General features: G+C 64.0%; 15 protein-coding genes and 10 pseudogenes. 14 read left to right on the forward strand and 11 right to left on the reverse strand.

Going from position 1 to position 23,256, the window contains the following annotated elements; genetic code table 11:
- Positions 1–73 precede the first annotated feature (73 nt).
- Positions 74–479 (forward strand): annotated as a pseudogene (locus SNOUR_RS01285) (transposase family protein); the annotation flags it as partial.
- 92 nt (positions 480–571) lie between these two features.
- Here the strand turns inward: SNOUR_RS01285 and SNOUR_RS01290 are convergent.
- Entirely contained in the window at positions 572–1,669 is a 1,098-nt protein-coding gene (locus SNOUR_RS01290) for an IS630 family transposase (protein WP_312631584.1), read from the reverse strand.
- A 168-nt stretch (positions 1,670–1,837) separates the two neighbouring features.
- Between SNOUR_RS01290 and SNOUR_RS01295 the strand changes: the two are divergent.
- From SNOUR_RS01295 to SNOUR_RS45895, 3 genes and pseudogenes are all read left to right on the forward strand, one after another.
- A pseudogene (locus SNOUR_RS01295) lies at positions 1,838–2,566 on the forward strand (transposase); the annotation flags it as partial.
- Positions 2,567–2,575: 9 nt separating this feature from the next.
- Positions 2,576–2,869 (forward strand): annotated as a pseudogene (locus SNOUR_RS47750) (transposase family protein); the annotation flags it as partial.
- A 224-nt stretch (positions 2,870–3,093) separates the two neighbouring features.
- Positions 3,094–4,779 (forward strand): hypothetical protein, encoded by a 1,686-nt coding sequence (locus SNOUR_RS45895; RefSeq protein ID WP_159425756.1) that lies wholly within the window; start codon positions 3,094–3,096, stop codon positions 4,777–4,779.
- Positions 4,780–4,786: 7 nt separating this feature from the next.
- Here the strand turns inward: SNOUR_RS45895 and SNOUR_RS01300 are convergent, their stop codons facing one another.
- From SNOUR_RS01300 to SNOUR_RS01310, 3 genes and pseudogenes are all read right to left on the reverse strand, one after another.
- Positions 4,787–5,533 (reverse strand): transposase family protein, encoded by a 747-nt coding sequence (locus SNOUR_RS01300; protein ID WP_067342830.1) that lies wholly within the window; start codon positions 5,531–5,533, stop codon positions 4,787–4,789.
- A 153-nt stretch (positions 5,534–5,686) separates the two neighbouring features.
- Positions 5,687–6,491: pseudogene (locus SNOUR_RS01305) on the reverse strand (transposase family protein).
- A gap of 329 nt (positions 6,492–6,820) precedes the next feature.
- Positions 6,821–8,022, reverse strand: a protein-coding gene (locus SNOUR_RS01310) for an IS3 family transposase (RefSeq protein ID WP_376738489.1) whose coding sequence is annotated in 2 segments (ribosomal slippage) — positions 6,821–7,737 and positions 7,737–8,022 — 1,203 coding nt in all. Because the reading frame shifts where the segments join, the coding sequence is not laid out codon by codon here.
- Between the two features lie 67 nt (positions 8,023–8,089).
- On the opposite strand from SNOUR_RS01310, the pseudogene SNOUR_RS01320 reads away from it, so the two are divergent.
- Both SNOUR_RS01320 and SNOUR_RS47755 read left to right on the forward strand, forming a co-directional pair.
- Positions 8,090–9,154, forward strand: a pseudogene (locus SNOUR_RS01320) (IS701 family transposase); the annotation flags it as partial.
- Between the two features lie 573 nt (positions 9,155–9,727).
- Positions 9,728–10,405 (forward strand): annotated as a pseudogene (locus tag SNOUR_RS47755) (transposase).
- 5 nt (positions 10,406–10,410) lie between these two features.
- Here SNOUR_RS47755 and SNOUR_RS01330 read toward each other — a convergent pair.
- Positions 10,411–11,541 (reverse strand): annotated as a pseudogene (locus SNOUR_RS01330) (ISAs1 family transposase); the annotation flags it as partial.
- Here SNOUR_RS01330 and SNOUR_RS01335 point away from each other — a divergent pair.
- From SNOUR_RS01335 to SNOUR_RS01345, 5 genes and pseudogenes are all read left to right on the forward strand, one after another.
- A pseudogene (locus tag SNOUR_RS01335) lies at positions 11,525–12,329 on the forward strand (transposase family protein). The pseudogenes SNOUR_RS01330 and SNOUR_RS01335 overlap by 17 nt on opposite strands.
- 16 nt (positions 12,330–12,345) lie before the next feature.
- Positions 12,346–13,392 (forward strand): IS630 family transposase, encoded by a 1,047-nt coding sequence (locus tag SNOUR_RS01340; RefSeq protein WP_312631587.1) that lies wholly within the window; start codon positions 12,346–12,348, stop codon positions 13,390–13,392.
- 195 nt (positions 13,393–13,587) lie between these two features.
- Positions 13,588–15,201 carry a hypothetical protein gene (locus tag SNOUR_RS45900; RefSeq protein ID WP_159425759.1) on the forward strand — a complete coding sequence of 538 codons (1,614 nt, stop codon included), beginning with the start codon at positions 13,588–13,590 and terminating at the stop codon, positions 15,199–15,201.
- A gap of 53 nt (positions 15,202–15,254) precedes the next feature.
- A complete protein-coding gene (locus SNOUR_RS47760; RefSeq protein ID WP_312631589.1) occupies positions 15,255–15,377 on the forward strand; it encodes a hypothetical protein in 123 nt (40 codons plus the stop codon).
- Positions 15,378–15,654: 277 nt separating this feature from the next.
- Positions 15,655–15,912, forward strand: a pseudogene (locus SNOUR_RS01345) (IS5/IS1182 family transposase); the annotation flags it as partial.
- 26 nt (positions 15,913–15,938) lie between these two features.
- Here SNOUR_RS01345 and SNOUR_RS01350 read toward each other — a convergent pair.
- Both SNOUR_RS01350 and SNOUR_RS01355 read right to left on the reverse strand, forming a co-directional pair.
- Positions 15,939–16,748 (reverse strand): transposase family protein, encoded by an 810-nt coding sequence (locus SNOUR_RS01350; protein WP_067343140.1) that lies wholly within the window; start codon positions 16,746–16,748, stop codon positions 15,939–15,941.
- Between the two features lie 118 nt (positions 16,749–16,866).
- A pseudogene (locus tag SNOUR_RS01355) lies at positions 16,867–17,671 on the reverse strand (transposase family protein).
- 101 nt (positions 17,672–17,772) lie between these two features.
- On the opposite strand from SNOUR_RS01355, the gene SNOUR_RS01360 reads away from it, so the two are divergent.
- Positions 17,773–18,354 (forward strand): Uma2 family endonuclease, encoded by a 582-nt coding sequence (locus SNOUR_RS01360; protein WP_067343142.1) that lies wholly within the window; start codon positions 17,773–17,775, stop codon positions 18,352–18,354.
- A 135-nt stretch (positions 18,355–18,489) separates the two neighbouring features.
- Here SNOUR_RS01360 and SNOUR_RS01365 read toward each other — a convergent pair whose 3' ends face one another.
- Positions 18,490–18,870: a transposase gene (locus tag SNOUR_RS01365; RefSeq protein WP_446677938.1), complete on the reverse strand. Its 381-nt coding sequence runs from the start codon at positions 18,868–18,870 to the stop codon at positions 18,490–18,492.
- Between the two features lie 54 nt (positions 18,871–18,924).
- Complete coding sequence (locus SNOUR_RS45125) at positions 18,925–19,815, reverse strand: IS3 family transposase (RefSeq protein ID WP_079142019.1); 891 nt, start codon at positions 19,813–19,815, stop codon at positions 18,925–18,927.
- On the opposite strand from SNOUR_RS45125, the gene SNOUR_RS01375 reads away from it, so the two are divergent.
- Entirely contained in the window at positions 19,810–21,099 is a 1,290-nt protein-coding gene (locus SNOUR_RS01375; RefSeq protein WP_067343128.1) for an IS256 family transposase, read from the forward strand. The genes SNOUR_RS45125 and SNOUR_RS01375 overlap by 6 nt on opposite strands.
- A 55-nt stretch (positions 21,100–21,154) precedes the next feature.
- On the opposite strand, the gene SNOUR_RS45905 is transcribed toward SNOUR_RS01375, so the two are convergent.
- Both SNOUR_RS45905 and SNOUR_RS01380 read right to left on the reverse strand, forming a co-directional pair.
- Entirely contained in the window at positions 21,155–21,307 is a 153-nt protein-coding gene (locus SNOUR_RS45905) for a hypothetical protein (RefSeq protein WP_159425761.1), read from the reverse strand.
- On the reverse strand, positions 21,304–21,603 hold the full coding sequence (locus tag SNOUR_RS01380) for a transposase (RefSeq protein ID WP_079142021.1): 300 nt from the start codon (positions 21,601–21,603) through the stop codon (positions 21,304–21,306). Before SNOUR_RS01380 ends, SNOUR_RS45905 begins: the two co-directional genes overlap by 4 nt.
- A 526-nt stretch (positions 21,604–22,129) precedes the next feature.
- Here SNOUR_RS01380 and SNOUR_RS01385 point away from each other — a divergent pair.
- Complete coding sequence (locus SNOUR_RS01385; RefSeq protein ID WP_159425762.1) at positions 22,130–22,909, forward strand: transposase family protein; 780 nt, start codon at positions 22,130–22,132, stop codon at positions 22,907–22,909.
- Positions 22,910–23,256 lie beyond the last annotated feature (347 nt).

A 23,256-nucleotide genomic window follows, 5' to 3' on the forward strand; every position in this document is an offset into this window, starting at 1 on the left:
ATCCTGCCTCTGCGAGGGTGAAATGCCTGGTCAGAGGGGAGTTAGTGACAAGACAGGGCCCCTGGTCGTTGCTGTGGTGACATCACTCATCACGCAGCGTCCGAGGAGCCCTGTTGGTTCCGTATTCTTCCATGCTCGACGTCCCGCACGAACTCGTTGAGCACGTTTCCTGGCTGATCCATGCCCGCCGGCAGGAGCTGAACTCGCCCTGGCGACGGCTCGGTTGCTTCAAGCAGGCCCTACTGGTGTTGGCGCACCTTCGGAAGAACGAGACGTTCGCGCAGGTCGGAGCCGGTTTCGGGGTATCGGAGGCGACGGCTTGGCGGTACGTGGACGAGACCTTGATGATCCTCGCCTCGTGGGCACCCGGCCTGCGCGAGGCCCTGGTGGGCCTGGGTGAGGGCGACTTCGTCGTCGTTGACGGGACACTGATCCCCACCGACCGCATCGCCACAGACGAGCCGTACTACAGCCAAAAACAGGCTCTCCTGCCGTATGTGTGGGTGCTGTGAGCTGGGCTGATGCGTGAAACACGCCGTTCTCTGCCAGGCTTGAGGTGTCTAGTGGCTCGTCACGCTGTCTTGGCGGGGTAATGAGTCCATGTTCGGATCGTTGAGTCTGGGGCGAAGTGTGTCTTCGGTTTCGTGTGAGTGTTGCGCCAGCGGACGTAGGCTCCGATGGCGGCGTTCTGCTCGTCGTGGCTGCGGTGGTCGGTGCCGTTGAGCGCGAAGTAGCGCAGGGCTGCGAACTCGGCCTCGATCCAGTTCAGCCAGGAGCCGTAGGTCGGCAGGAAGACCAGCTCGATGCCGTTGTCGGCCGCCCAGGTGCGGACCTCGGTGTGTTTGTGCGGGGAGAAGTTGTCCAGCACCACGTAGAACTTCTGACCGGGCCAGCGGGCGCGCAGGGCCTTGAGGAGGCCGAGGAACTCTCGCCACCGCTTGCGCGGGCGGATGCGGTAGTACAGCTTGCCGGTGGCCAGATCGAGGGCGGCCAGCATGTGCCGCACTCCGCTTGTGCGGCGGTAGGTGGCCCGCAGCCGACGCGGGCGTCTGGCAGGCCCCCATGCCTTGCCCTTGCGGGGCATCAGGTTCAGCGGCCCGAACTCGTCGACGCATATCACCCGCCCGTCGGTGGGTGGGGTGTCGTACAACGCCAGGACGCGGTGCATCTTGGCGATGAACTCCGGGTCGGTGGACGCCTTCCAGGTCGTGGTGGTCTTCCAGGAGACCTTGCCCTCGCGCAGGATCCGACGCAGGGTCTCTCGGCTGATGGACGTGGTGACGTTCTGCCTGACCAGATGCTCGGCGAGCTTGGCAAGGCTCCAGGTGGAGAACGCGGTGATCTTCCAGTCGGTGGGGGACGTCCGGGCGATCAGGCAGATGTGCTCACGCACCTCATCGCTGATCGTCTTGGGGCGTCCCCCGCTCCATTTTGGGTCCAGCGCGTCAAACCCCCGCTCGTTGAAGGCGTGGATGACCTCGCGAACGTAGTCCTCTCCGACCTGCATCAATGTCGTGATGTCCTTGACCGTCTGGCCCTGGGCGGACATGAGGACCACGATCGCCCGGCGGAGTTTCACCGGGTCCCTCGCGCTCCGGCTGATCCGCTGCAGCTTCCGGCCCTCGTCCACTGCGACCGGCCGGACGAACACACTCGGTCGACGTCCCACAACCACCTCCAAGACCAGGACTTGGAGACAGTCTGCTCGCCGACGACCAGCACATCGATTACCCGACCAAGGCTGTGTGACGAGCCACTAGCAACAAGTCTGATCTTGCAGAGAAACGGCGTGTCTGTCTTCAGCATATGGAAGAGAACCCTGACGGTCGAAAACACCATGGTCGAGGGGATCCGCTTCGACGAGAGCGAACAGTGTGTGATCGTGTCGGTACGACCCGATGCGCGGAGTCGGCAGCGGTGTGGGATCTGCCGCAGACCGGCTGCCCGGTATGACGCCGGCCGGGGGCGTCGGCGGTGGCGGGATCTGGATCATGGTGCGGTGCGGGTGTTCCTGGAGGCTGATGCACCGCGGGTGGGATGCCACATCCACGGTTCCGTCGTGGCCTGGGTGCCGTGGGCCAGACACGGTGCCGGCCACACCCTGGCCTTCGATCAGCAGGCTGCCTGGATGGCCGCCGAGTGCTCGAAGACGGCAACAGCCGCACTGATGCGGATCTCCTGGCGGACGGCCGGGGCGATCGTGGCCCGGTTCGTCGCCGACCGGGACCGCGATGTGGACCGACTGGCAGGACTACGGCGGATCGGTATCGACGAGATCTCCCACCGCCGGGGGCAGAAGTACATGACAGTCGTGGTCTGCCACGACACTGGCCGGGTGGTGTGGATGGCCGACGGCCACGGCAAACACGTCCTGCACCGCTTCTTCGACGGCCTTGGCCCCGGCAGGACCGGACGCCTGATCGATATCAGCGCCGATGGCGCCGGCTGGATCGCCGGCGTGCTGGCCGAACGCGCCCCACACGCCAGGCGCGTGATGGACCCCTTCCACGTGGTCGCCTGGGCCACCACCGCCCTGGACGCCGAGCGCCGGACGGCCTGGAACCGGGCCCGCCCCGCGCTGTACAAGGCGGCGGCGAACGGCCTGCCCACCCTGGCGGACAAGGGCTACATCGGCGCGGGCATCGGCATCCTTATCCCGGTCCGCCGCCCAAAAGGCAAGTCAGAGCAGGCACTTCACGTCGACACCCGCGTGTTCAACACCCTGCTGCGGCACGTGCGGGCCCTGGGCGAGCGGACCGCCGCCGAGCTCAAGCAGAGGTGGCGAGCCCTGCAACGTGTCACGCTCAGCCCCAGCCGGATCGGCGACATCGCCCGCGCAGCCCTTGTTCTCAACGGAATCTGGAAGTGATCAGCGTTGAGAAAACCTCACTGCGTCCGAACGAATCGAAGACATCTTCCGCGAAATCCTCCAACTCACCACGAACAACAGCGATTTCCTCTGGGGTCACACCCTCTCAACGACCCACATCATGCAAGGGACACGCTCCACCGAAAACCAACCTGGCCAAGCCCTACTAGCGGTTTGCACTTGCGAGAATTCTTCAAATTTACCCATATGCAGGAAGGTAGGCTGTGATGTTGCAGTACAGGTGGTTGCGCCTTGTGGGAGTCGCAATAGCGTCCGCATCCCTTTCCGTTACCCCACTCGTCACCAATACACTGGCAGCGGCAAGAGATGGCGCGCGTGACGGAGATGATGCAAGCCGAGGCAGCGCGCCCGGAATGCTCGGGGGCAAGGCCCCTTTAGGTAATAAGTCGGCATACAAGTTGAAGGCCGAGCCGGAGATCGGGATAGTGGCGGATAGCGGATTCCGCCCCGATAAGAACGGGCTCCCGTTTCCGAATTATGGCACCCATGCGGATGACCAACAGGCCGCCGACTTATCTGCGGTCGAGATGCGCAAATTGTTTGGTGATGGCGTGTGTATAGGTGGCGATGGCGATAATTGCAATCTTACTCCACAAGCTGAAGAATGGATGACGGAACAGAATAAAGGCCTGGGCGGTGGCCATTGCTACGGCTTTACCGTGACGAGCCTTCTCATGTGGAAGAAGGATCATGTGACCTCCGACCAGTTCGGCGCCAGTGACGTGCCGAGCCTTAAACTTAAAGATAACGTTCCTCTACAGCGACAGCTTGCCTATGCCGCAACGACTCAAGTTTTGGATCAGATCACAGAGCATCGATTCGCCGGAACTGCGAACGAAATTCTCGACAAACTCATTACATCATTAAGGGCAGACGCGCCCGAAACATACACCCTGGGATTCTTTAAACGAGACATGACAGGCGGACATGCGGTTACGCCATACGCCGTGAAATACAATGGCGACGGCAAGTATGACGTTCTCATCTACGATAACAACTACCCCAAAGAGCAACGGGTGATGAAGTTCAACGAAACAAACAACTCTTGGTCCTATGATGCATCAATTAACCCCAGCGTCGAGCCGGAGCTATACGAGGGTGACTCATCGAATAAACAGCAACTCGACATGGACCCGGTATCACTCACTCTCCACAAGTCGCCTGCGCCATTTACGGAAGATGGGTCCAGTCGACAGGAAGATATCGAAACTGAGGTGTATTTAGATGGCGACCTAAAGAGGCATGCACACTTGCTGATTACTGACGACAAAGGGAATAGAACTGGATTTGCCGAGAAGGACGGGAAGCTCGTAAACGAGATTCCCGGAGCAAAAGTTAACTTCCCCGAATCGGGTGGCGTTGATACCTTTGACGAGAGCCCTGAACCAAGATACACTATCCCTGCTGGCGTCAATTTCAAGGTGGCCGTAGATGGTACCACTTTGAAGGAGAACGCCAAGACTGATATAGGTGTATCCTTTGGGTCACGAGTCTTCCATCTGCACGGGATTGAAATGGAGCCTGGCACTGTCCAAACTCTAGACGTCTCTCGCGATGCGGAAAGAATTTCCTATGAGGCCAACGATGCACAGAGTCCGACCGTTTCTCTATCGAATGGCCAAAACGGTGACTATTACGATCTTGTGGGTAAGATGCAGCTCAAAGCGCCAGGGGCTGCTACATTTGACATTGTTTCTGACGGCAGCAAGTTCGCTCTGCATCAGTCTGGGTCTGAGGCTGATTACGAGTTTACGATCAAGCATGAAACTGGAAAGGGTAAGAGTGAACACGCAATTCCGCGAATTCTTCTGGCGCCCGGTGCTACTGCCACCCTCGACTTGCCTTCGTGGGCTGAAGGTAATGGAAAACCGTTCGAAATCGGTCACTGAACCTCTTTCATCCTGAATAGCTGCAGGTGAGAAGGGTGTGGATGGCCTGTACGGTGCGGCTGATGCGGTTGGTGGAGCATCGGGCCCGGCGGAGGATCCGCCAGGACTTCAGCCGGGCGAAGGCCCGTTCGCCCGGCGCTCGGAGTCGCGTGTGGACGCGGTTGAACTGCTGGTAGTGCTCGGGGAGTTCGCGGTGTCTGTAGTACGGAGTGCGCACGGTGGCGCCGGCCCCCTGGTAGGCCCGGTCGGCCAGGACCAGGACTTCCCTGGTCAGGCAGGCCTGGACGATGCCGTGGGCCCGGGCAGCGGTCAGATCGTGCGCCCGCCCCGGCAGCGCGCGGGAAAACCACAGCGGGGTCCCGTCCGGTGCCGCGACGACCTGGACATTCATGCCGTGCCGCTTGTGTTTCTGGGAGTAGTATGGCTCGTCCGCCTTGATGCGGTCGGTGGGGATGAGCGTGCCGTCAACGATGACGAAGTCGCCCTCACCCAGCCCGACCAGGGCCTCGCGCAGGCCTGGGGCCCAGGCAGCGAGGATCTCGAGGGTTTCGTCGACGTATCGCCAGGCCGTGGACTCCGAGACTCCAAAACCTGCTCCGACCTGGGCGAACGTCTCGTTCTTCCGGAGATGCACCAGCACCAGCAGGGCCTGCTTGAAGCACCCCAGCCTCCGCCAGGGCGACTTCAGCTCGCGCCGACGGGCGTGGATCAGCCACGAGACGTGCTCAACGAGCTCGTACGGGACATCGAGCATGGCAGGATACGGAACCAACAGAGCCCCTTGGCGCCGGTGTCGAGTGAGATCAACACCCCAACGACAAGGGGCTCTGCCATGTCACCCACCACCCCGCTGACCAGGCCACTTCACCCCCACGGAACAGGATGAAAGAGGTTCACTGAACCTCTTTCATCCTGAGTAGTCGCAGGTCAGGAGCGTGTGAACGGCCTGGACGATGCGGCTGATGCGGTTGGTTGAGCATCGTGCCTGGCGGAGGGTCCGCCATTGCTTGAGTTGGGCGAAGGCGCGTTCGCCTGGTGCTCGGAGGCGGGCGTGGTCGCGGTTGAACAGTTGGTAGTGGTCGGGTTGTTCGCGGTGGTTTTTGTAGGGGGTGCGGACGGTTGCGCCGGCGCCTTGGTAGGCGCGGTCGGCCAGGACGAGGATCTGCCTGGTGAGGCAGGCCTGGACGATGCCGTGAGCCCGTGCCGCGGTCAGGTCGTGGGTGCGTCCGGGCAACGCGCGGGAGAACCACAGTGGAGTGCCGTCTGGGGACGCGATGACCTGCACGTTCATTCCGTGCCGCTTGTGTTTTTGGCTGTAGTACGGCTCGTCTGCGGCGATGCGGTCGGTGGGGATCAGTGTCCCGTCAACGACGACGAAGTCGCCCTCACCCAGGCCCACCAGGGCCTCGCGCAGGCCGGGTGCCCACGAGGCGAGGATCATCAAGGTCTCGTCCACGTACCGCCAAGCCGTCGCCTCCGATACCCCGAAACCGGCTCCGACCTGCGCGAACGTCTCGTTCTTCCGAAAGTGCGCCAACACCAGTAGGGCCTGCTTGAAGCAACCGAGCCGTCGCCAGGGCGAGTTCAGCTCCTGCCGGCGGGCATGGATCAGCCAGGAAACGTGCTCAACGAGTTCGTGCGGGACGTCGCGCATGGAAGAATACGGAACCAACAGGGCTCCTCGGACGCTGCGTGATGAGTGATGTCACCACAGCAACGACCAGGGGCCCTGTCTTGTCACCAACTCCCCTCTGACCAGGCATTTCACCCTCGCAGAGGCAGGATGAAAGAGGCTCACTGAACCTCTTTCATCCTGGCTCTTGAAGGGTGAAAGGGTAGGTCAGGGTGGGTGTGGGTGACATGGCGAAGCCCCGTCGTTGGTGTGGTGATTCCACTCATCACAACCGGTCGCCGGGGGCTTCGTTGGTTCCGTATTCTTCCATGCTCGACGTCTCGCATGAGTTGGTCGAGCACGTCTCCTGGCTGATCTATGCCCAGGGCTAGCGCAAGTTGGGCCTTGACCCTGAATCCTGGACACGGGTTATGCGGCTGGTGTCGGCGTAGTTGATGTTGTTTCGGAGGCTGTCTCGTAGGCGATCGGGCTGCGTTGTCCGAGGCGGGAGTGACGGCGTCGGGTGTTGTAGCGGTTGAGCCAGCGGAACGCGTCGAGGCGAGCCTCGCGTTCACTGGACCAGGTCCTGCGGCCCTGGAGTGTTTCGCGTTTGAACGTTGCGTTGAAGGACTCGGCGAGCGCGTTGTCCGCGCTGGAGCCGATGGCGCTCATGGACTGGCGGACGCCGGCTTGGCGGCAGGCGTCGGCGAAGGCTCGGCTGGTGTACTGGGCGCCGTGGTCGGTGTGCATGACCGCTCCGGCGAGGCTGCCGCGGGTATGTTCGGCGGCGGCCAGGGCGTCGGTGACGAGGTCGGTGCGCATGCGGTCCGCGATCGCCCAGCCGACCAGGCGGCGTGAGGCGAGGTCGATGACAGTGGCCAAATACAGGAACTTCCCGCCGTCCAGCGGGAGATAGGTAATGTCGCCGACGTACTTCGTGTTCGGCTCGCTTGCCGTGAAGTCGCGGCCGATGAGGTCCGGGGCCTTCGCCGCGGCCGGGTCCGCGACAGTGGTGCGATGCCTGCGACGCAGCCGCACGCCTGCCAGGCCGATGCTGCGCATCACCCGCGCGATCCGCTTGTGGTTGACGCGCTCACCCGCCTCGCGGAGCTCGGCGGTGATCCTGGGGACGCCATAGGTGCCGTCCGACTCACGGTGCACGGCCCGTATCCCGACGGCGAGGCGAGCGTCGGCCGCCGCCCGGGCGGCCCGATCCGCGGCCGTCCGACGCCAGTAGTAGAAACTGGAACGGGCGATGCCGAGGATGGTGCACAGCCGCTTCACGCCGTAGCGGCGCTGGTGGTCGGCAACGAACTGGAAGCGGTTCACCAGCGCGTCTCCCCGGCGAAATACTTCGCCGCCTTGCGCAGGATCTCGCGTTCCTCCTCCAACTCGCGGACCTTCTTCCGCAGAGCGGCGTTCTCCGCCTCCAACGGCGTCGGCGGCTCGGTCGGCACCTCCGCCCGCCGCCCCCTCGGCCGGCTCGCGCCAGCTGCCCGGACCCAGTTCCGCAAGGTCTCGGGATTGATCCCCAGATCGGCAGCGACCTGCCGGATCGTCGCCCCGGGCCGCGACTGGTACAACGCGACCGCGTCCACCTTGAACTGCGGCGGATAGTTCTTCATGACCACGAGATGCCCGTTCTCAGATCCTCAGGATCCAGTGTCTCGTGTGTCCAGGATCAAGGGGCAAGGCCCCGTCTCCTCCTCCACCTGGGACTGGACCGTGGTCCGTCAGCGGCTGGCGCAGTGGGCGGCTGCGCATGTCGCACCACAGGCGTACGCCATCGACGATGTGGGCTTTCCCAAGGACGGCTACGACTCTCCGGGGGTGGCGCGGATGTACTGCGGCGCGCTGGGCAAGCAAGGCAACTGCCAGATTGCCGTCAGCGTCAACCTGGTGTCCGACCACGCCTCCTCGGCCGTCGACTGGCGCCTGTTCGTGCCCGAGAGCTGGGACGACACCACGACCGAGGACGACAGGCTGCTGGCCGAGGCCATCCGACGCCGACGCGCCAAGGCAGGGATCCCGGACTGTGAGCGGCACCGGGAGAAGTGGCGCCTGGCCTTGGAGATGCTGGATGAGGTGCGAGGGGACTGGGAACTTCCCGACTTGCCGGTGGTAGCCGATGCCGGGTATGGGGACGCCACCGGCTTTCGCGAGGGCCTGACCGAGCGCGGCCTGACCTACGCGGTGGCGGTCAAGGGCACCACCACCGCCTATCCGGGCCAGGCGGTCCCCGTCCGCCCTCCCTACAGCGGCCGGGGCCGACCACCCGTGCCGGCCTACCCGATCCCGCACACCACCTTGCGGCAACTCGCCCTGGATACGGGCAGGTCCGCGGCGCGGACTGTCACCTGGCGCCAGGGCAGCAAGACCACAAAACGCAACCCCAAAGTCGCGATGCGCTCCCGGTTCCTGGCCCTGCGGGTCCGTCCGGCCAACCGCACCATCCGCCGCGCCACCGACGGCTCCCTACCCGAATGCTGGCTGCTGGCCGAATGGCCATCCGGCTCTGCCGAACCCACCAACTACTGGCTGTCCACCCTGCCCGCCGACACCCCACTACGCGAACTGGTCCGCACCGCCAAGATCCGCTGGCGCATCGAGCACGACTACCGCGAACTCAAGGACGGCCTGGGACTGGACCACTTCGAAGGCCGCAACTACCCCGGATGGCACCGCCACGTCACCCTCACCGCCCTCGCCCAGGCATTCTGCACCCTGCTCAGGCTCGACCCAAAAGCCCCTGCGCCGGCCTGACCCTCTACGCCGCCCTCCGCGCGTTACAGACACTCCTGGCCACCTGGACCGGCGCCTGCCACATATGCAGCCAACCAGCCCCCACACCCGAACCCCACCACAGAACCTAACAAAGCCCTAGTAGTAGGTGTCCCCGTAATTCTCTTGCGGGTATCCCGAGTCGAACGAACCCTGGTAAAAGTCGGTGGCGACATGGCGATGGGTGCGTCGGTTATGCCTGTGGTGGTGCCTGGCGTGGTGTGTGCCGTGGTGGCTGTTCCGGGAACTGCCCTTGGGGGTAAAGGTGACGGCATGGGTGTGAGGGCCTGAGGCTGGCGCTGCGTAGGCAGCGGTCCCTACTCCTGCGGCGACTCCAGGAGGCCTATTCACGGGGGTTTCAACCATCGTTCTTGATCACGAGGACGGCCCTGCTCGGTAGCGTGACGTTTGAGAGAGCGTCAGTTAACCACCGTGGCAGGGCCGTTGAGCTGGAACATTACGACAGGACTGGACACCGAGCAACTTGACGGGCTGGTCGCACGAGTTCACCAAGAGCTCGTGCAGGATCCGGACCCACCGGTGATGCCGGGGCGGATGTGGGCGCTGGGCCTGTACAAGTCGGTGGTGTTGGTGCTGTTCCTGCTGCGGCAGAACCCAGTCCAGGAGGTGGCCGCCGAGTTGTTCGGGATCTCCCAGGCCACCGTCTCCAGGAGGTGGACGGCCCTGCTGCCGATGGTGGAGAAGGTCCTGGCCACGCACGTTCCCGATCCCACCGAGGCCTCTGCCGGCCGGATCGTACTCGTGGATGGCACCTTGGTCACGACGTGGGACTGGTCCAGCGAGGGCACCACGATGTTCTCCGGCAAGCACCGCGACACCGGCTTCAACCTGCAGATCGCCGCCACTCTCGCCGGCGACCTGCTCGCGGTCTCCGCGCCGGTGCCCGGCAGCCGGCACGACATGCACGCCTGGCGCCAGTCCCACTTCCCCGAGGCCTTCGCCGAACGCGAGGGCATAGGCGACCTGGGCTACGCCGGCTCCTGACTGTTCACCCCCAGGCGCAAGCCGCCCGGCCAGGAACGATCCGCCGGAGACAAGAGAGCCAACCGCTCCGTCAACACGCTCCGAGCCGCAGTCGAACGGGCCATCGCGCACCTGAAGAACTGGAAGATTCTCGCCACCCGCTACCGCGGCCCTCACCCGCTTCCCCGACATCGTCAAGACCGTCACCGCCCTCACCTTCTACACAAGAGGCTGGTGAGGCCTACGTGAATAACCCTCCTGATCTGGGACTTGTCCTCACCGAAGACGACATCACGTACCCAGTGGACGGTGTTCTCCACGGTCCAGTGCCCGCGAACCCAGGCGGCGATCTCGGCCGCGTCAGCCTGCTCAGCGGGCAGGTCGGTGATGGCGTAGACGGTCTCGCTGGACCACTTCTTCGCCCCGTAGAGGCGGCGTCTGCGCTGGATGCGCAGGGCTTGACGGGCGTTGGGGAAGAGCAGGCCGTCGACGGTGACGACCTGTACGTGGCGCTGCTCGTGGCGACCGTGGCCGCGGGTGTCGTCACGGTGGATCACGGGGACCTCTTTCCAGGGCAGCCGGTGGAGTTGGCGGGCCTGACCTCGCTGGTTGTTCTTGATCGTGAGGAGGTAGTGGGCGCCACGTTCGTGCAGGTAGGTGGCGTGGGCGTGCTGGGCGTGGAGAGCATCGGCGGTGATGACCGCGCCGGCGAGGTCCACGTCTGCGATCTGGTCGAGCAGGGGTGCGAACTCGGTGATTTCGTCCGTCTTCGCGCCGATCTCGCGGGAGGCGAGGGTGATGCCGTCGCCGTGGCGGACCGCGGAGAGCACGAAGACCCGGCTGCCGTCAGGGCGTCGTGCGGCGCGCAGGCATTTGCCGTCCACCGCGATCGCCCTGCGCCTTTGGCGCACCGGATCGGTCTGGGCGGCAGCCTGGTGAGCCCGGCGCTGTTCGCGTTCCTGGCCGCCGTCGGGCATCAGCGGCGCGGGATGCGCGCGCTCGTCGGAGAGCAGGGACGTCAGGTAGGCGAACCCGGCCGCGCTGAGCTCGGCAGGATCAAGGCGCCCCAGCAGGCTGCGCAGGGTCTTCTCGCTCGGCACCCGGTAGCGGCCCAGGAGCGGGTGGTAGGGCAGGCCGAAGGCGGCCAGTTCCTCGGGTGCCGCACGCCGGCACCACTCCGCTGCCGCAGTGATCGAGTCGTGGCCCGCGGGCGTCATCGCGCAGACCGCCAGGGCCAGCAGGGAGGAGAGCCGGTAACGCACCCCGCTGGCTCCGCGCGGATCGGTGAGCGACTCGAACTCCGCGACCAGGCTGCGGACTTGATCCCGGGCGGCACCCTCACGCAGATCAGGGCCCCTGGTCGTTGCTGTGGTGACATCACTCATCACGCAGCGTCCGAGGAGCCCTGTTGGTTCCGTATTCTTCCATGCTCGACGTCCCGCACGAACTCGTTGAGCACGTTTCCTGGCTGATCCATGCCCGCCGGCAGGAGCTGAACTCGCCCTGGCGACGGCTCGGTTGCTTCAAGCAGGCCCTACTGGTGTTGGCGCACCTTCGGAAGAACGAGACGTTCGCGCAGGTCGGAGCCGGTTTCGGGGTATCGGAGGCGACGGCTTGGCGGTACGTGGACGAGACCTTGATGATCCTCGCCTCGTGGGCACCCGGCCTGCGCGAGGCCCTGGTGGGCCTGGGTGAGGGCGACTTCGTCGTCGTTGACGGGACACTGATCCCCACCGACCGCATCGCCGCAGACGAGCCGTACTACAGCCAAAAACACAAGCGGCACGGAATGAACGTGCAGGTCATCGCGTCCCCAGACGGCACTCCACTGTGGTTCTCCCGCGCGTTGCCCGGACGCACCCACGACCTGACCGCGGCACGGGCTCACGGCATCGTCCAGGCCTGCCTCACCAGGCAGATCCTCGTCCTGGCCGACCGCGCCTACCAAGGCGCCGGCGCAACCGTCCGCACCCCCTACAAAAACCACCGCGAACAACCCGACCACTACCAACTGTTCAACCGCGACCACGCCCGCCTCCGAGCACCAGGCGAACGCGCCTTCGCCCAACTCAAGCAATGGCGGACCCTCCGCCAGGCACGATGCTCAACCAACCGCATCAGCCGCATCGTCCAGGCCGTTCACACGCTCCTGACCTGCGACTACTCAGGATGAAAGAGGTTCAGTGGTCGTGGCGATCGAGGTGGGGGATGCGCGGTTGTTGTCGGCGGCCGCGCAGGAGGTGGTGCGGTTGCGGGTGGTGGCCGCGCTGGAGTCGGGGCGGGTGGGCTCGTACCGCGAGGCGGCCGAGGTGTTCGGTGTCTCGTCGCGGTCGGTGGGTACGTGGTGGCGTGCGTACCGGACTGGGGGCCGGGAGGCGCTGGCCGCCCCGGTGAAGACCGGGATGGGCCGGGACGAGCTGGTCAGTGACCAGGACCGGGCGGTGCTCTTCCAGGCGATGGCCGACTACACCCCCGAGGATCTGCTGATCGGCGGGCCGCTGTGGACCCGGGCCCTGGTCGGCGAGCTGATCCGGCTGGTCACCGGCGTGACGATGACCGAGCAGGGCCTCGGCAAGTGGCTGCGACGCCACGGTTTCTCCCCGCAGCGCCCGGACCGGCGCTCGTACCGGCAGGACCAGGAGAAGGTCGACGTCTGGCTGCAGCGGGACTACCCGGCCATCGCCGCCCGGGCCTCGGCTGAGAAGGCGGTGATCGTGTGGGCCGACCAGTGCGGCCTGTGCTCGGACACCGCCCCGCCCGGCAGGAGCTGGGCTCCAGCCGGCCAGACCCCCGTCGTGCGCGTGAACGGCCGACGGTTCCGGGTGAACATCATGTCCGCCATCGCCTCCCGCGGCTCGCTCTGGTTCACCGTGTTCACCGGCAAGTTCACCGCGAAGGTCTTCACCGTCTTCCTCGACCGCCTGGCCCGCCAAGCCGGCCGCAAGGTCCACGTGATCGCCGACCGGCACCCCGTCCACCGCAGCAAGACCGTCCGCGCCTGGCTGGAGGCCAACAGCGACCGCGTCGAACTGCACCTGATGCCCGGCTACAGTCCCGAACTCAACCCCGACGAGCTCCTGAACGCGGACCTCAAGCGCCACGTCCACGCCGCACGCACCCGCTCGGCGGACGACCTCGCCCACGAGACCCGACGCTTCCTCCACCGCCGCCAGAAACAACCCCGCACCGTCCGCGGCTACTTCCACACCCACCACGTCCGCTACACCATCGAATAGGCAACCAAATAGTTTTGCCTCAATAAAAAATGGAGGACCGCGCTACTCACTCTGGGCAGAGCGTCTCGCGTATCTGCCCTGCAGTTTCGTTCGATCACTTTGAAGGATTCCACTTAGGATGAAACCTTTCGAGGGAAGGGGAATATTATGCCGAAATATGGATGGTGTCATCTTGCCGGGGCTACAGCGATATCCTTGACACTTTCCGCTATCGGGCTGGCCGCTGATTCGCCTGCGATTGCCGCAGCTCAGGGCGACACGTTGGGTGGTCGGAGTTTTGCGGGTGAAAGTGTCACAATTGGCAAGTACGGTAAAAGCAAAAAAATCGAAAGCGGATTGGCGTTCAAGTCAGATGCTGGGGTTGTGGCGGATGACGGATTTCGCCCGGAGAGAGATGGCTTCGGATTCGCAAACTATGGCTCAGAGGCCACCCCCGGCGAAGAAGCCGCCGGATTATCTGAAGTTGAGATGCGTAAGATGTTCGGAGATGGTGTTTGTGTCGGTGGACGCACGGATGAATGCACGCTCACCCCGCAGGCCGCGGACTGGATGAAAGAAAACAATGAATACATGAAGGGCGGTCATTGCTACGGCTTCTCGGTTGCGAGCCTTTTAATGTGGAAGAAAGAGCACCTTCATTCCAACTCCTTCGGCGCCGACAAGGTACCGGAACTTAGAGTAGAAGGCAACCTTCCGCTCCAGCATCAGCTCGCGTACAGTTGGTCTAGCTTCAGTTTGGCAAAGGTTCAGTCGGGCCGTATCGCAGGCCCTCCGAATCAGATACTGGATAAGCTGATTGAGGTCTTGAAGCCGGAAGATCCCGAGGGATACACCCTTTCCTTCTATAAGCAAGATGGCTCGGTTGGTCACGCCGTCACGCCCTATGCCGTAAAGGATAAAGGTAACGGAGAATACGACGTTCTCATTTATGACAATAACCACCCCGGTGAAGAGCAGGTGATGAATTTCGATCGAAGCAGGAATACTTGGTCATATGCGGATTTAGATTGGGGGGGCGGTGAAGGCGGTCCACCCGTATTGCTGGATCCGGCATCGCCTAGTGTCCAGCAGTCACCGGCACCGTTCGATGTGGATAGCGTCAGCCAGCAGTCGGCCACAGAGACGGAGATTTCTCTCAACGGATCGTTTACTGAGCAGCACGCTCATCTGCTGATTACAGATGATAAGGGGCGCCGTACTGGCTTCCTTGACGGGAAAGTCGTAAACGAAATACCCGGTGCCAAAGTTCGCCCAGATTTAGCCGATGGCGTTAACACTTCTGCAGAGAATCCTGAACCCGAGTACGCCATCCCGGCTGGGACCAATTTCAATCTAACTATCGATGGCGCCAACCTAAAGGCCGAGGCGAAGACGGGCGTAGACATATCCTCAGGATCTCGCACCTTTAGAATTGAAGATATCGATCTGAAGCCCGGCGATGTCCACGTTCTCGATGTCTCTGGCAATACGGAGAGGGTTACTTATAAGACCAACGATGCGCAGAGTCCGACGTTGGCTCTGTCGAATGGCCACAATGGGGACTACTATGAGCTTGAGGGGAACGCGCAACTCAAGGGTGAAGGCGCCACCACCTTCGATATCGCTCCCGATGATAGTAAGCTTACCCTTAGTCGGTCCAAGTCTGGTTCTGATGCCAACTACGGGTTCACTATCAAGCATGAGACCAGTGAAGGTGTTCGAGAACACATTGTCCCTTCCGTCCACCTGACGCCCGGAGCTACCGGGACGCTGGATCTTCCTTCTTGGTCCGGCGGCAAAGGGAAGCCCTTCAAGGTCGAAAGTAACTAGCACTCTCTCAACGCCCCAGAGGTAGAGGGCATCGCCAGAGATGTCATTGACCCGTGTTCTCCTATCCTGCCGCATGCGACCTCGAGGAAGAGCTTCTGGAGCTGGTGACGATGGTGATTGTCGCCTGTGATGGGGAGCGTACCCAGGGCCGTTCCAAAGTCCAGGTGATCAAGTGAATGTGCTGATCACGGCGTTGTGGCGATGTCCGGTCGGGCCGTTCCATGAGCAACGGGGCTCTGGTTGAAGCAGGCGACCGCCAAGTCGTTCTGCTGAACCGGAGCCCCGATGTGCCGCCAGTCTGCCACTGTGTGTCTGGTCAAGTCCGTTGCTTTGCATCGGTGTTCGGGGCGGGGCGACTCTGCTGCGCAATTCGCTGTGGGGCAGTGGGTGTTGGCGAGATGATTGCCCTGGTGGTCGTTTTCTTGTCGTGCGGCCGCTGGGGAGATGATGCGGATGTCGTTGCGGGTGAAGGGGCTGCCGGAGATTCCGGAGCAGACTGTTGTGGTGGCCCGGGCGGCGTTCCCGAAGGGGAGCCTGGCGATGCGGGTGCGGGACCGCTTGGCGGAGGTCTTCGCCGACGAGCCGTTCACCGGTGCCTTCGGGGTCCGTGGTGCCCCGGGGATGGCGCCGGCGGTGCTGTCGCTGGTCACGGTGCTTCAGTTCGCCGAGAACCTGACCGACCGGCAGGCTGCCGCGATGGCCGTCCGTGCGATCGATTGAGGTTTTCTCAACGGGGGTTATTTCCATTGGTTGTTGAGGGTGAGGGCGGCTTGGGCGATGGCGCCGATGCGGCTGGGGCTGAGGGTAACGTGCTGTAGGGCCCGCCAGCGTTGCTTGAGTTCAGCGGCGGTGCGTTCGCCCAGTGCTCGGATGCCGCGGAGGAGTTGGTTGTAGGTGCGGTTGTTGACATGCAGAGCTTTCTCGGAGCGGCCGCAGGGCCGCTTGATGGGGGTGTGCACTCCGATGCCGGCGCCTTGGTAGCCCTTGTCGGCCAGGGTCGGCAGGCCTTCGGCGGCCGCCTTGTAGAGCGCGGGTAGCACGTGGTGTCGAGTGGCGGTGATGTCTGGAACGGAGCCGGGCTCGACGTCGGAAACCCACAGCGGGGTACCGTCGGGGGCAGAGAGGAACTGGATATTCCCACCGAAGGCCTTGTGCTTGGCTGAGTACCACCAGTCCGTCCCCGTCTCCCGCGCCCCGGCGAGCCGGTCACACTCGATCAGTGTGCCGTCCAGGACCACATGGCTCGTCCCCTCGCGCCGGCACTGCTGGAGGACTTCGTGCAGGTCAGGGGCCTGCCCCGCGAGAACGCCGATGCCTTCATGAAGGTAGCGGTAGCCGGTGGCTTGCGAGATCCCAGCATCCACCGCGGCGCAGTGCACACACCTCTTCTCCCGGAACCAGCGCAGTATCAACACCGCCTGGCGGAACGGGCCCAGTGCCCGCGATCCCTTCGGCGTGCCGATCGCACGGCGGTGCGCGGCCAACAGCCGGGACAAGTACTCCACCACCGGGCGTGGCACGTCGAGCATGGCAGAATAGCGAACCATCGTGAAGCCTCTGGGATTCAGGAACGTGATCTTGGCAGACCCGTTCCTACCAGGGGCTTCACGTCTTCACCAGCCCGGACCGCACCCCTTTCGCTGAGAACACCTCACTGAACCTCTTTCATCCTGAGTAGTCGCAGGTCAGGAGCGTGTGAACGGCCTGGACGATGCGGCTGATGCGGTTGGTTGAGCATCGTGCCTGGCGGAGGGTCCGCCATTGCTTGAGTTGGGCGAAGGCGCGTTCGCCTGGTGCTCGGAGGCGGGCGTGGTCGCGGTTGAACAGTTGGTAGTGGTCGGGTTGTTCGCGGTGGTTCTTGTAGGGGGTGCGGACGGTTGCGCCGGCGCCTTGGTAGGCGCGGTCGGCCAGGACGAGGATCTGCCTGGTGAGGCAGGCCTGGACGATGCCGTGAGCCCGTGCCGCGGTCAGGTCGTGGGTGCGTCCGGGCAACGCGCGGGAGAACCACAGTGGAGTGCCGTCTGGGGACGCGATGACCTGCACGTTCATTCCGTGCCGCTTGTGTTTTTGGCTGTAGTACGGCTCGTCTGCGGCGATGCGGTCGGTGGGGATCAGTGTCCCGTCAACGACGACGAAGTCGCCCTCACCCAGGCCCACCAGGGCCTCGCGCAGGCCGGGTGCCCACGAGGCGAGGATCATCAAGGTCTCGTCCACGTACCGCCAAGCCGTCGCCTCCGATACCCCGAAACCGGCTCCGACCTGCGCGAACGTCTCGTTCTTCCGAAAGTGCGCCAACACCAGTAGGGCCTGCTTGAAGCAACCGAGCCGTCGCCAGGGCGAGTTCAGCTCCTGCCGGCGGGCATGGATCAGCCAGGAAACGTGCTCAACGAGTTCGTGCGGGACGTCGCGCATGGAAGAATACGGAACCAACAGGGCTCCTCGGACGCTGCGTGATGAGTGATGTCACCACAGCAACGACCAGGGGCCCTGTCTTGTCACTAACTCCCCTCTGACCAGGCATTTCACCCTCGCAGAGGCAGGATGAAAGAGGTTCACTGATACTCTATAGGCGTGAGCCTGGACTATGCGCGGTTGCGGAAGATCGCCGATGAGCTGTCGAAATACGCCCAGCATCTCGAGGGTGCCTGGACGGTGGAGATCGGCGCCGGCGGTCCGGTCTTGACGATGATGAGCCCAGTCAACCGGCACGAGAGAATCGCTGGTCGGGTCCGGGACCAGATTAACCAACAGATCCGCGCCACGCATCCGGGGTGGATTGCGGAAACTGGGCCTGAGGTTGAAGATCCGAGGCTCGGCCGTCTGCGTCGGCCTGACGTTCTGGTGTGTGACGAGGAGGCACTCGACTCTGACCGGGATTGCCTCGCCCCACATGAGGTTCTGGCATGTATTGAGGTGGTGTCGAAGTCTAACCCAAGCAACGATTATGTTGACAAGATGGCCGACTACCCTGCGATGGGCATCGGCCTGTATATGATTGTCGATCCGCGGGACGGCACTATCACGGTCCATGATGAGCCATACCATGGCAAGTACCAGAGCAGCAAGCCCTACATTTTCGGCGACAAGGTCCCCTTCGGTCCATGGGGGATCGACACCACTGCTTTCCGCAGGTACGGCAAGGGCGACGAATGAGCCTCTCGGAACTGAGGGAGCACACAGGCCTCACCCAAGCAGAGGCCGCGGTTCGTATGGGCACCGCCCAACCCAACATCTCCCGCCTCGAACGCCTCCCGGTCGAAGAAGTATTGATCCGAAACTCAAAGGGTTCTATTCGATGGTGTAGCGGACGTGTGGGCCGCCGAAGTATCCGCGGACGATGTGTGGCTGGCGTTGGCGGCGGTGGAAGAACGTGCGGGTTTCGGTGGCGAGTTGGACTTGGTCGCGGGCCCGGCTGTGCATCGGCAGGCTGCGTTTGAGGTCGGCGTTGACCAGTTCGTCGGGGTTCAGCTCCGGCGAGTACGGCGGCAGGAAGTGCAGCTCGATGCGGTCGGGGTGATCGGCGAGCCAGGCGCGGACCTGGCGGGAGCGGTGGGCGGAGTGGCCGTCCACGACGAGGTGCACCTTGTGGTCGAAGTGGCCCGCGAGCCGGTCGAGGAAGCGGCATATGACGTCGGCGTCGAAGGTCTCGGTGAACACCATGAAGTGCATCCGGCCCTTCGTGCTGATCGCGGACGGGCCTTGACCCTGAATCCTGGACACGGGTTATGCGGCTGGTGTCGGCGTAGTTGATGTTGTTTCGGAGGCTGTCTCGTAGGCGATCGGGCTGCGTTGTCCGAGGCGGGAGTGACGGCGTCGGGTGTTGTAGCGGTTGAGCCAGCGGAACGCGTCGAGGCGAGCCTCGCGTTCACTGGACCAGGTCCTGCGGCCCTGGAGTGTTTCGCGTTTGAACGTTGCGTTGAAGGACTCGGCGAGCGCGTTGTCCGCGCTGGAGCCGATGGCGCTCATGGACTGGCGGACGCCGGCTTGGCGGCAGGCGTCGGCGAAGGCTCGGCTGGTGTACTGGGCGCCGTGGTCGGTGTGCATGACCGCTCCGGCGAGGCTGCCGCGGGTATGTTCGGCGGCGGCCAGGGCGTCGGTGACGAGGTCGGTGCGCATGCGGTCCGCGATCGCCCAGCCGACCAGGCGGCGTAAGGCGAGGTCGATGACAGTGGCCAAATACAGGAACTTCCCACCGTCCAGCGGGAGATAGGTAATGTCGCCGACGTACTTCGTGTTCGGCTCGCTTGCCGTGAAGTCGCGGCCGATGAGGTCCGGGGCCTTCGCCGCGGCCGGGTCCGCGACAGTGGTGCGATGCCTGCGACGCAGCCGCACGCCTGCCAGGCCGATGCTGCGCATCACACGCGCGATCCGCTTGTGGTTGACGCGCTCACCCGCCTCGCGGAGCTCGGCGGTGATCCTGGGGACGCCATAGGTGCCGTCCGACTCACGGTGCACGGCCCGTATCCGGACGGCGAGGCGAGCGTCGGCCGCCGCCCGGGCGGAGGGTGTACACCAGGTTGTGTGAGTGAGCGATGATTGCTCCTGTTGAGTCCGGTTCCTGCCCTGAACGGAAAGTGACACAGCGTGATATCGAGGCAGGACGACGAGATGCACCGTGCCGAGGCTGCGGAGCGGGTGAAGCGGGTGCTGTCGCCGGAGGCGATCGACGCGCTGATCGCGGACGCGAAGGACTCCGGGATCGGTCTGGACGGCCGGGGCGGTCTGTTGCAGCAGATGATGAAGCAGGTCATCGAGCGGGCCCTGCAGGCCGAGATGAGCGACCACCTCGGCTACGAGGCCGGCGATCCGGCCGGGCGGGGCAGCGGGAACAACCGCAACGGCTCGTACCCGAAGACGGTGACGACCACGGCCGGCCCGGTCGAACTCGACGTGCCGCGAGACCGCAAGGGCGAGTTCGAGCCGCGGATCGTGCCGAAGGGGACCCGCAGGCTGGGGCAGGTCGACGAGATGATCCTGTCGCTCTACGCGCGCGGCATGACGACCCGTGACATCACCGCCCACCTGCACGAGGTCTACGGCGCCGAGGTGTCCCCGGCGCTGGTCTCGAAGGTCACCGACGTCATCGCCGATGAGGTGCAGTCCTGGCAGCACCGGCCGCTGGACGAGTGCTACCCGATCTTGTATGTGGATGCGATCCGGATCAAGGTCCGGGACAACGGACACGTCGTCAACAAGGCCGCCCACCTGGTCATCGGCGTCGACGTGGACGGCATCAAGAACGTCCCGGGCATCTGGCTCCAGGACAACGAAGGTGCCAAGTTCTGGCTGCACGTGCTGACCCAGCTCAAGCACCGAGGCCTGGCCGACGCCCTCGTGGTGTGCTGTGACGGCCTCAAGGGCCTGCCGGAGGCGATCGAGGCCGTCTGGCCCCAGGCGGTCACGCAGACGTGCGTCGTTCACTTGATCAGGTCGGCGCTGAAATACGTGAACTCCACCGACCGCAAGAAGGTCGCCGCCGCCCTCAAGCCCGTCTACACCGCCGTCGACGAGACCGCCGCCCTCGAAGCCCTCGAGGCCGTCCGCGAGGAGTGGGGGCGGCAGTATCCCGGCACGATCAGCGTGTTCGAGAACGCCTGGGCCCAGTTCATCCCGTTCCTCGACTTCGACCAGGACATCCGCCGCGTCATCTACACGACCAATGCGATTGAGTCCATGAACCGCAACCTGCGCAAACTCGTCAAGACCAGCGGGCACTTCCCGTCCGACGACGCCGCCCTGAAGATGCTCTACCTCGGCATCCGCAACATCGAGGGCAGGCACATCGACGGCCACGGAACCAAAGTCCCCGCCGGCCGGATCCGCGGGACCGGGACCCTCGGCTGGACCCGCGCCATGAACCAGTTCAAGATCCGCTTCGGCGACCGGCTCCCCCTCTAACCATCAACCGACAGTAACCAACGGCAGGAACCAGACCAACAGAGCACAACAGGCATCACACACAAACCAGTTGACATCCCCCCCGGGCCCGATCCGCGGCCGTTCGACGCCAGTAGTAGAAACTGGAACGGGCGATGCCGAGGATGGTGCACAGCCGCTTCACGCCGTAGCGGCGCTGGTGGTCGGCAACGAACTGGAAGCGGTTCACCAGCGCGTCTCCCCGGCGAAATACTTCGCCGCCTTGCGCAGGATCTCGCGTTCCTCCTCCAACTCGCGGACCTTCTTCCGCAGAGCGGCGTTCTCCGCCTCCAACGGCGTCGGCGGCTCGGTCGGCACCTCCGCCCGCCGCCCCCGCGGCCGGCTCGCGCCAGCTGCCCGGACCCAGTTCCGCAAGGTCTCGGGATTGATCCCCAGATCGGCAGCGACCTGCCGGATCGTCGCCCCGGGCCGCGACTGGTACAACGCGACCGCGTCCACCTTGAACTGCGGCGGATAGTTCTTCATGACCACGAGATGCCCGTTCTCAGATCCTCAGGATCCAGTGTCTCGCGTGTCCAGGATCAAGGGTCAAGGCTCCCGTGTGACTAGCCCATCAAGTTGATCGGCATCCAGCCCTGTCGTAACGTTCCAGCCCAACGGCCCTGCCCCGGTAGAAAACTGACGTCGTCGCAAACGTCACGCTACCCAGCAGGGCCGCCCTCGTGATCAAGAACAGCAGGCCGAAAACCCCCGTGAATAGACCTCCTGCTAATGCTGTAGCTGTGGCTAATCGGGATGTGATTGCACGAAACATTCAGCATTCTCCTATTCTTGTGATTCCGTGGGCGTGGCACGGACCATGAATGTCCGTGCTTCGACGGAAGTACGTGCCTCGATCTTGTATGAGGGGCCGCCAGCTCGCTGACAGGGCTGATGCATTCTCAGGAGGCCTATTCACGGGGGTTTCAACCATCGTTCTTGATCACGAGGACGGCCCTGCTCGGTAGCGTGACGTTTGAGAGAGCGTCAGTTAACTACCGTGGCAGGGCCGTTGAGCTGGAACATTACGACAGGACTGGACACCGAGCAACTTGACGGGCTGGTCGCACGAGTTCACCAAGAGCTCGTGCAGGATCCGGATCCGCCGGTGATGCCGGGGCGGATGTGGGCGCTGGGCCTGTACAAGTCGGTGGTGTTGGTGCTGTTCCTGCTGCGGCAGAACCCAGTCCAGGAGGTGGCCGCCGAGTTGTTCGGGATCTCCCAGGCCACCGTCTCCAGGCGATGGACGGCCCTGCTGCCGATGGTGGAGAAGGTCCTGGCCACGCACGTTCCCGATCCCACCGAGGCCTCTGCCGGCCGGATCGTACTCGTGGATGGCACCTTGGTCACGACGTGGGACTGGTCCAGCGAGGGCACCACGATGTTCTCCGGCAAGCACCGCGACACCGGCTTCAACCTGCAGACCGCCGCCACTCTCGCCGGCGACCTGCTCGCGGTCTCCGCGCCGGTGCCCGGCAGCCGGCACGACATGCACGCCTGGCGCCAGTCCCACTTCCCCGAGGCCTTCGCCGAACGCGAGGGCATAGGCGACCTGGGCTACGCCGGCTCCCGACTGTTCACCCCCAGGCGCAAGCCGCCCGGCCAGGAACGATCCGCCGGAGACAAGAGAGCCAACCGCTCCGTCAACACGCTCCGAGCCGCAGTCGAACGGGCCATCGCGCACCTGAAGAACTGGAAGATTCTCGCCACCCGCTACCGCGGCCCCCTCACCCGCTTCCCCGACATCGTCAAGACCGTCACCGCCCTCACCTTCTACACAAGAGGCTGGTGAGGCCTACGTGAATAACCCTCCAGGTTTCGAGGTCGAGTAGTTGGAGTGTCAGGTCTTGACCTGCCGGTGCCCGTGGGTTAATTCGGTGAGCTGGGCGGGGTTGGCCTGTCCAGGAGTGAGGCTGGTGACCGCAGGGGCGAGGTGAGGGTGGTCTTGCCGGTCGTGCGGTGGGTGCGGCGGCGCTTGAGCTTGATGGCCTGGACCGCGTGTGGAAAGGGCAGGGTCGGCCGGACCGTGTAGACCTTCAGGCGGCGGATCTTGTCTCTTCCGTGCGCCCGTTTGTGGGTGCGGTGTTGAAGTGGGGCCTCCTGTCAGGGCAGGTGCCGCAGCTGGCGGCGGGAGTGCCT

The sequence above is a fragment of the Streptomyces noursei ATCC 11455 genome (assembly GCF_001704275.1).
GTDB lineage: Bacteria > Actinomycetota > Actinomycetes > Streptomycetales > Streptomycetaceae > Streptomyces > Streptomyces noursei.

Bases quoted from the DNA above. Each gene is read 5' to 3' on its own strand.
- SNOUR_RS01300 (WP_067342830.1), bottom strand. From the start codon at position 5,533: ATGCTCGATGTCCCGTACGAGCTCGTTGAGCACGTCTCGTGGCTGATC.
- SNOUR_RS01350 (WP_067343140.1), bottom strand. From the start codon at position 16,748: ATGGTTCGCTATTCTGCCATGCTCGACGTGCCACGCCCGGTGGTGGAG.
- SNOUR_RS01365 (WP_446677938.1), bottom strand. From the start codon at position 18,870: ATGCACTTCATGGTGTTCACCGAGACCTTCGACGCCGACGTCATATGC.
- SNOUR_RS01375 (WP_067343128.1), top strand. From the start codon at position 19,810: ATGCACCGTGCCGAGGCTGCGGAGCGGGTGAAGCGGGTGCTGTCGCCG.
- SNOUR_RS01380 (WP_079142021.1), bottom strand. From the start codon at position 21,603: ATGAAGAACTATCCGCCGCAGTTCAAGGTGGACGCGGTCGCGTTGTAC.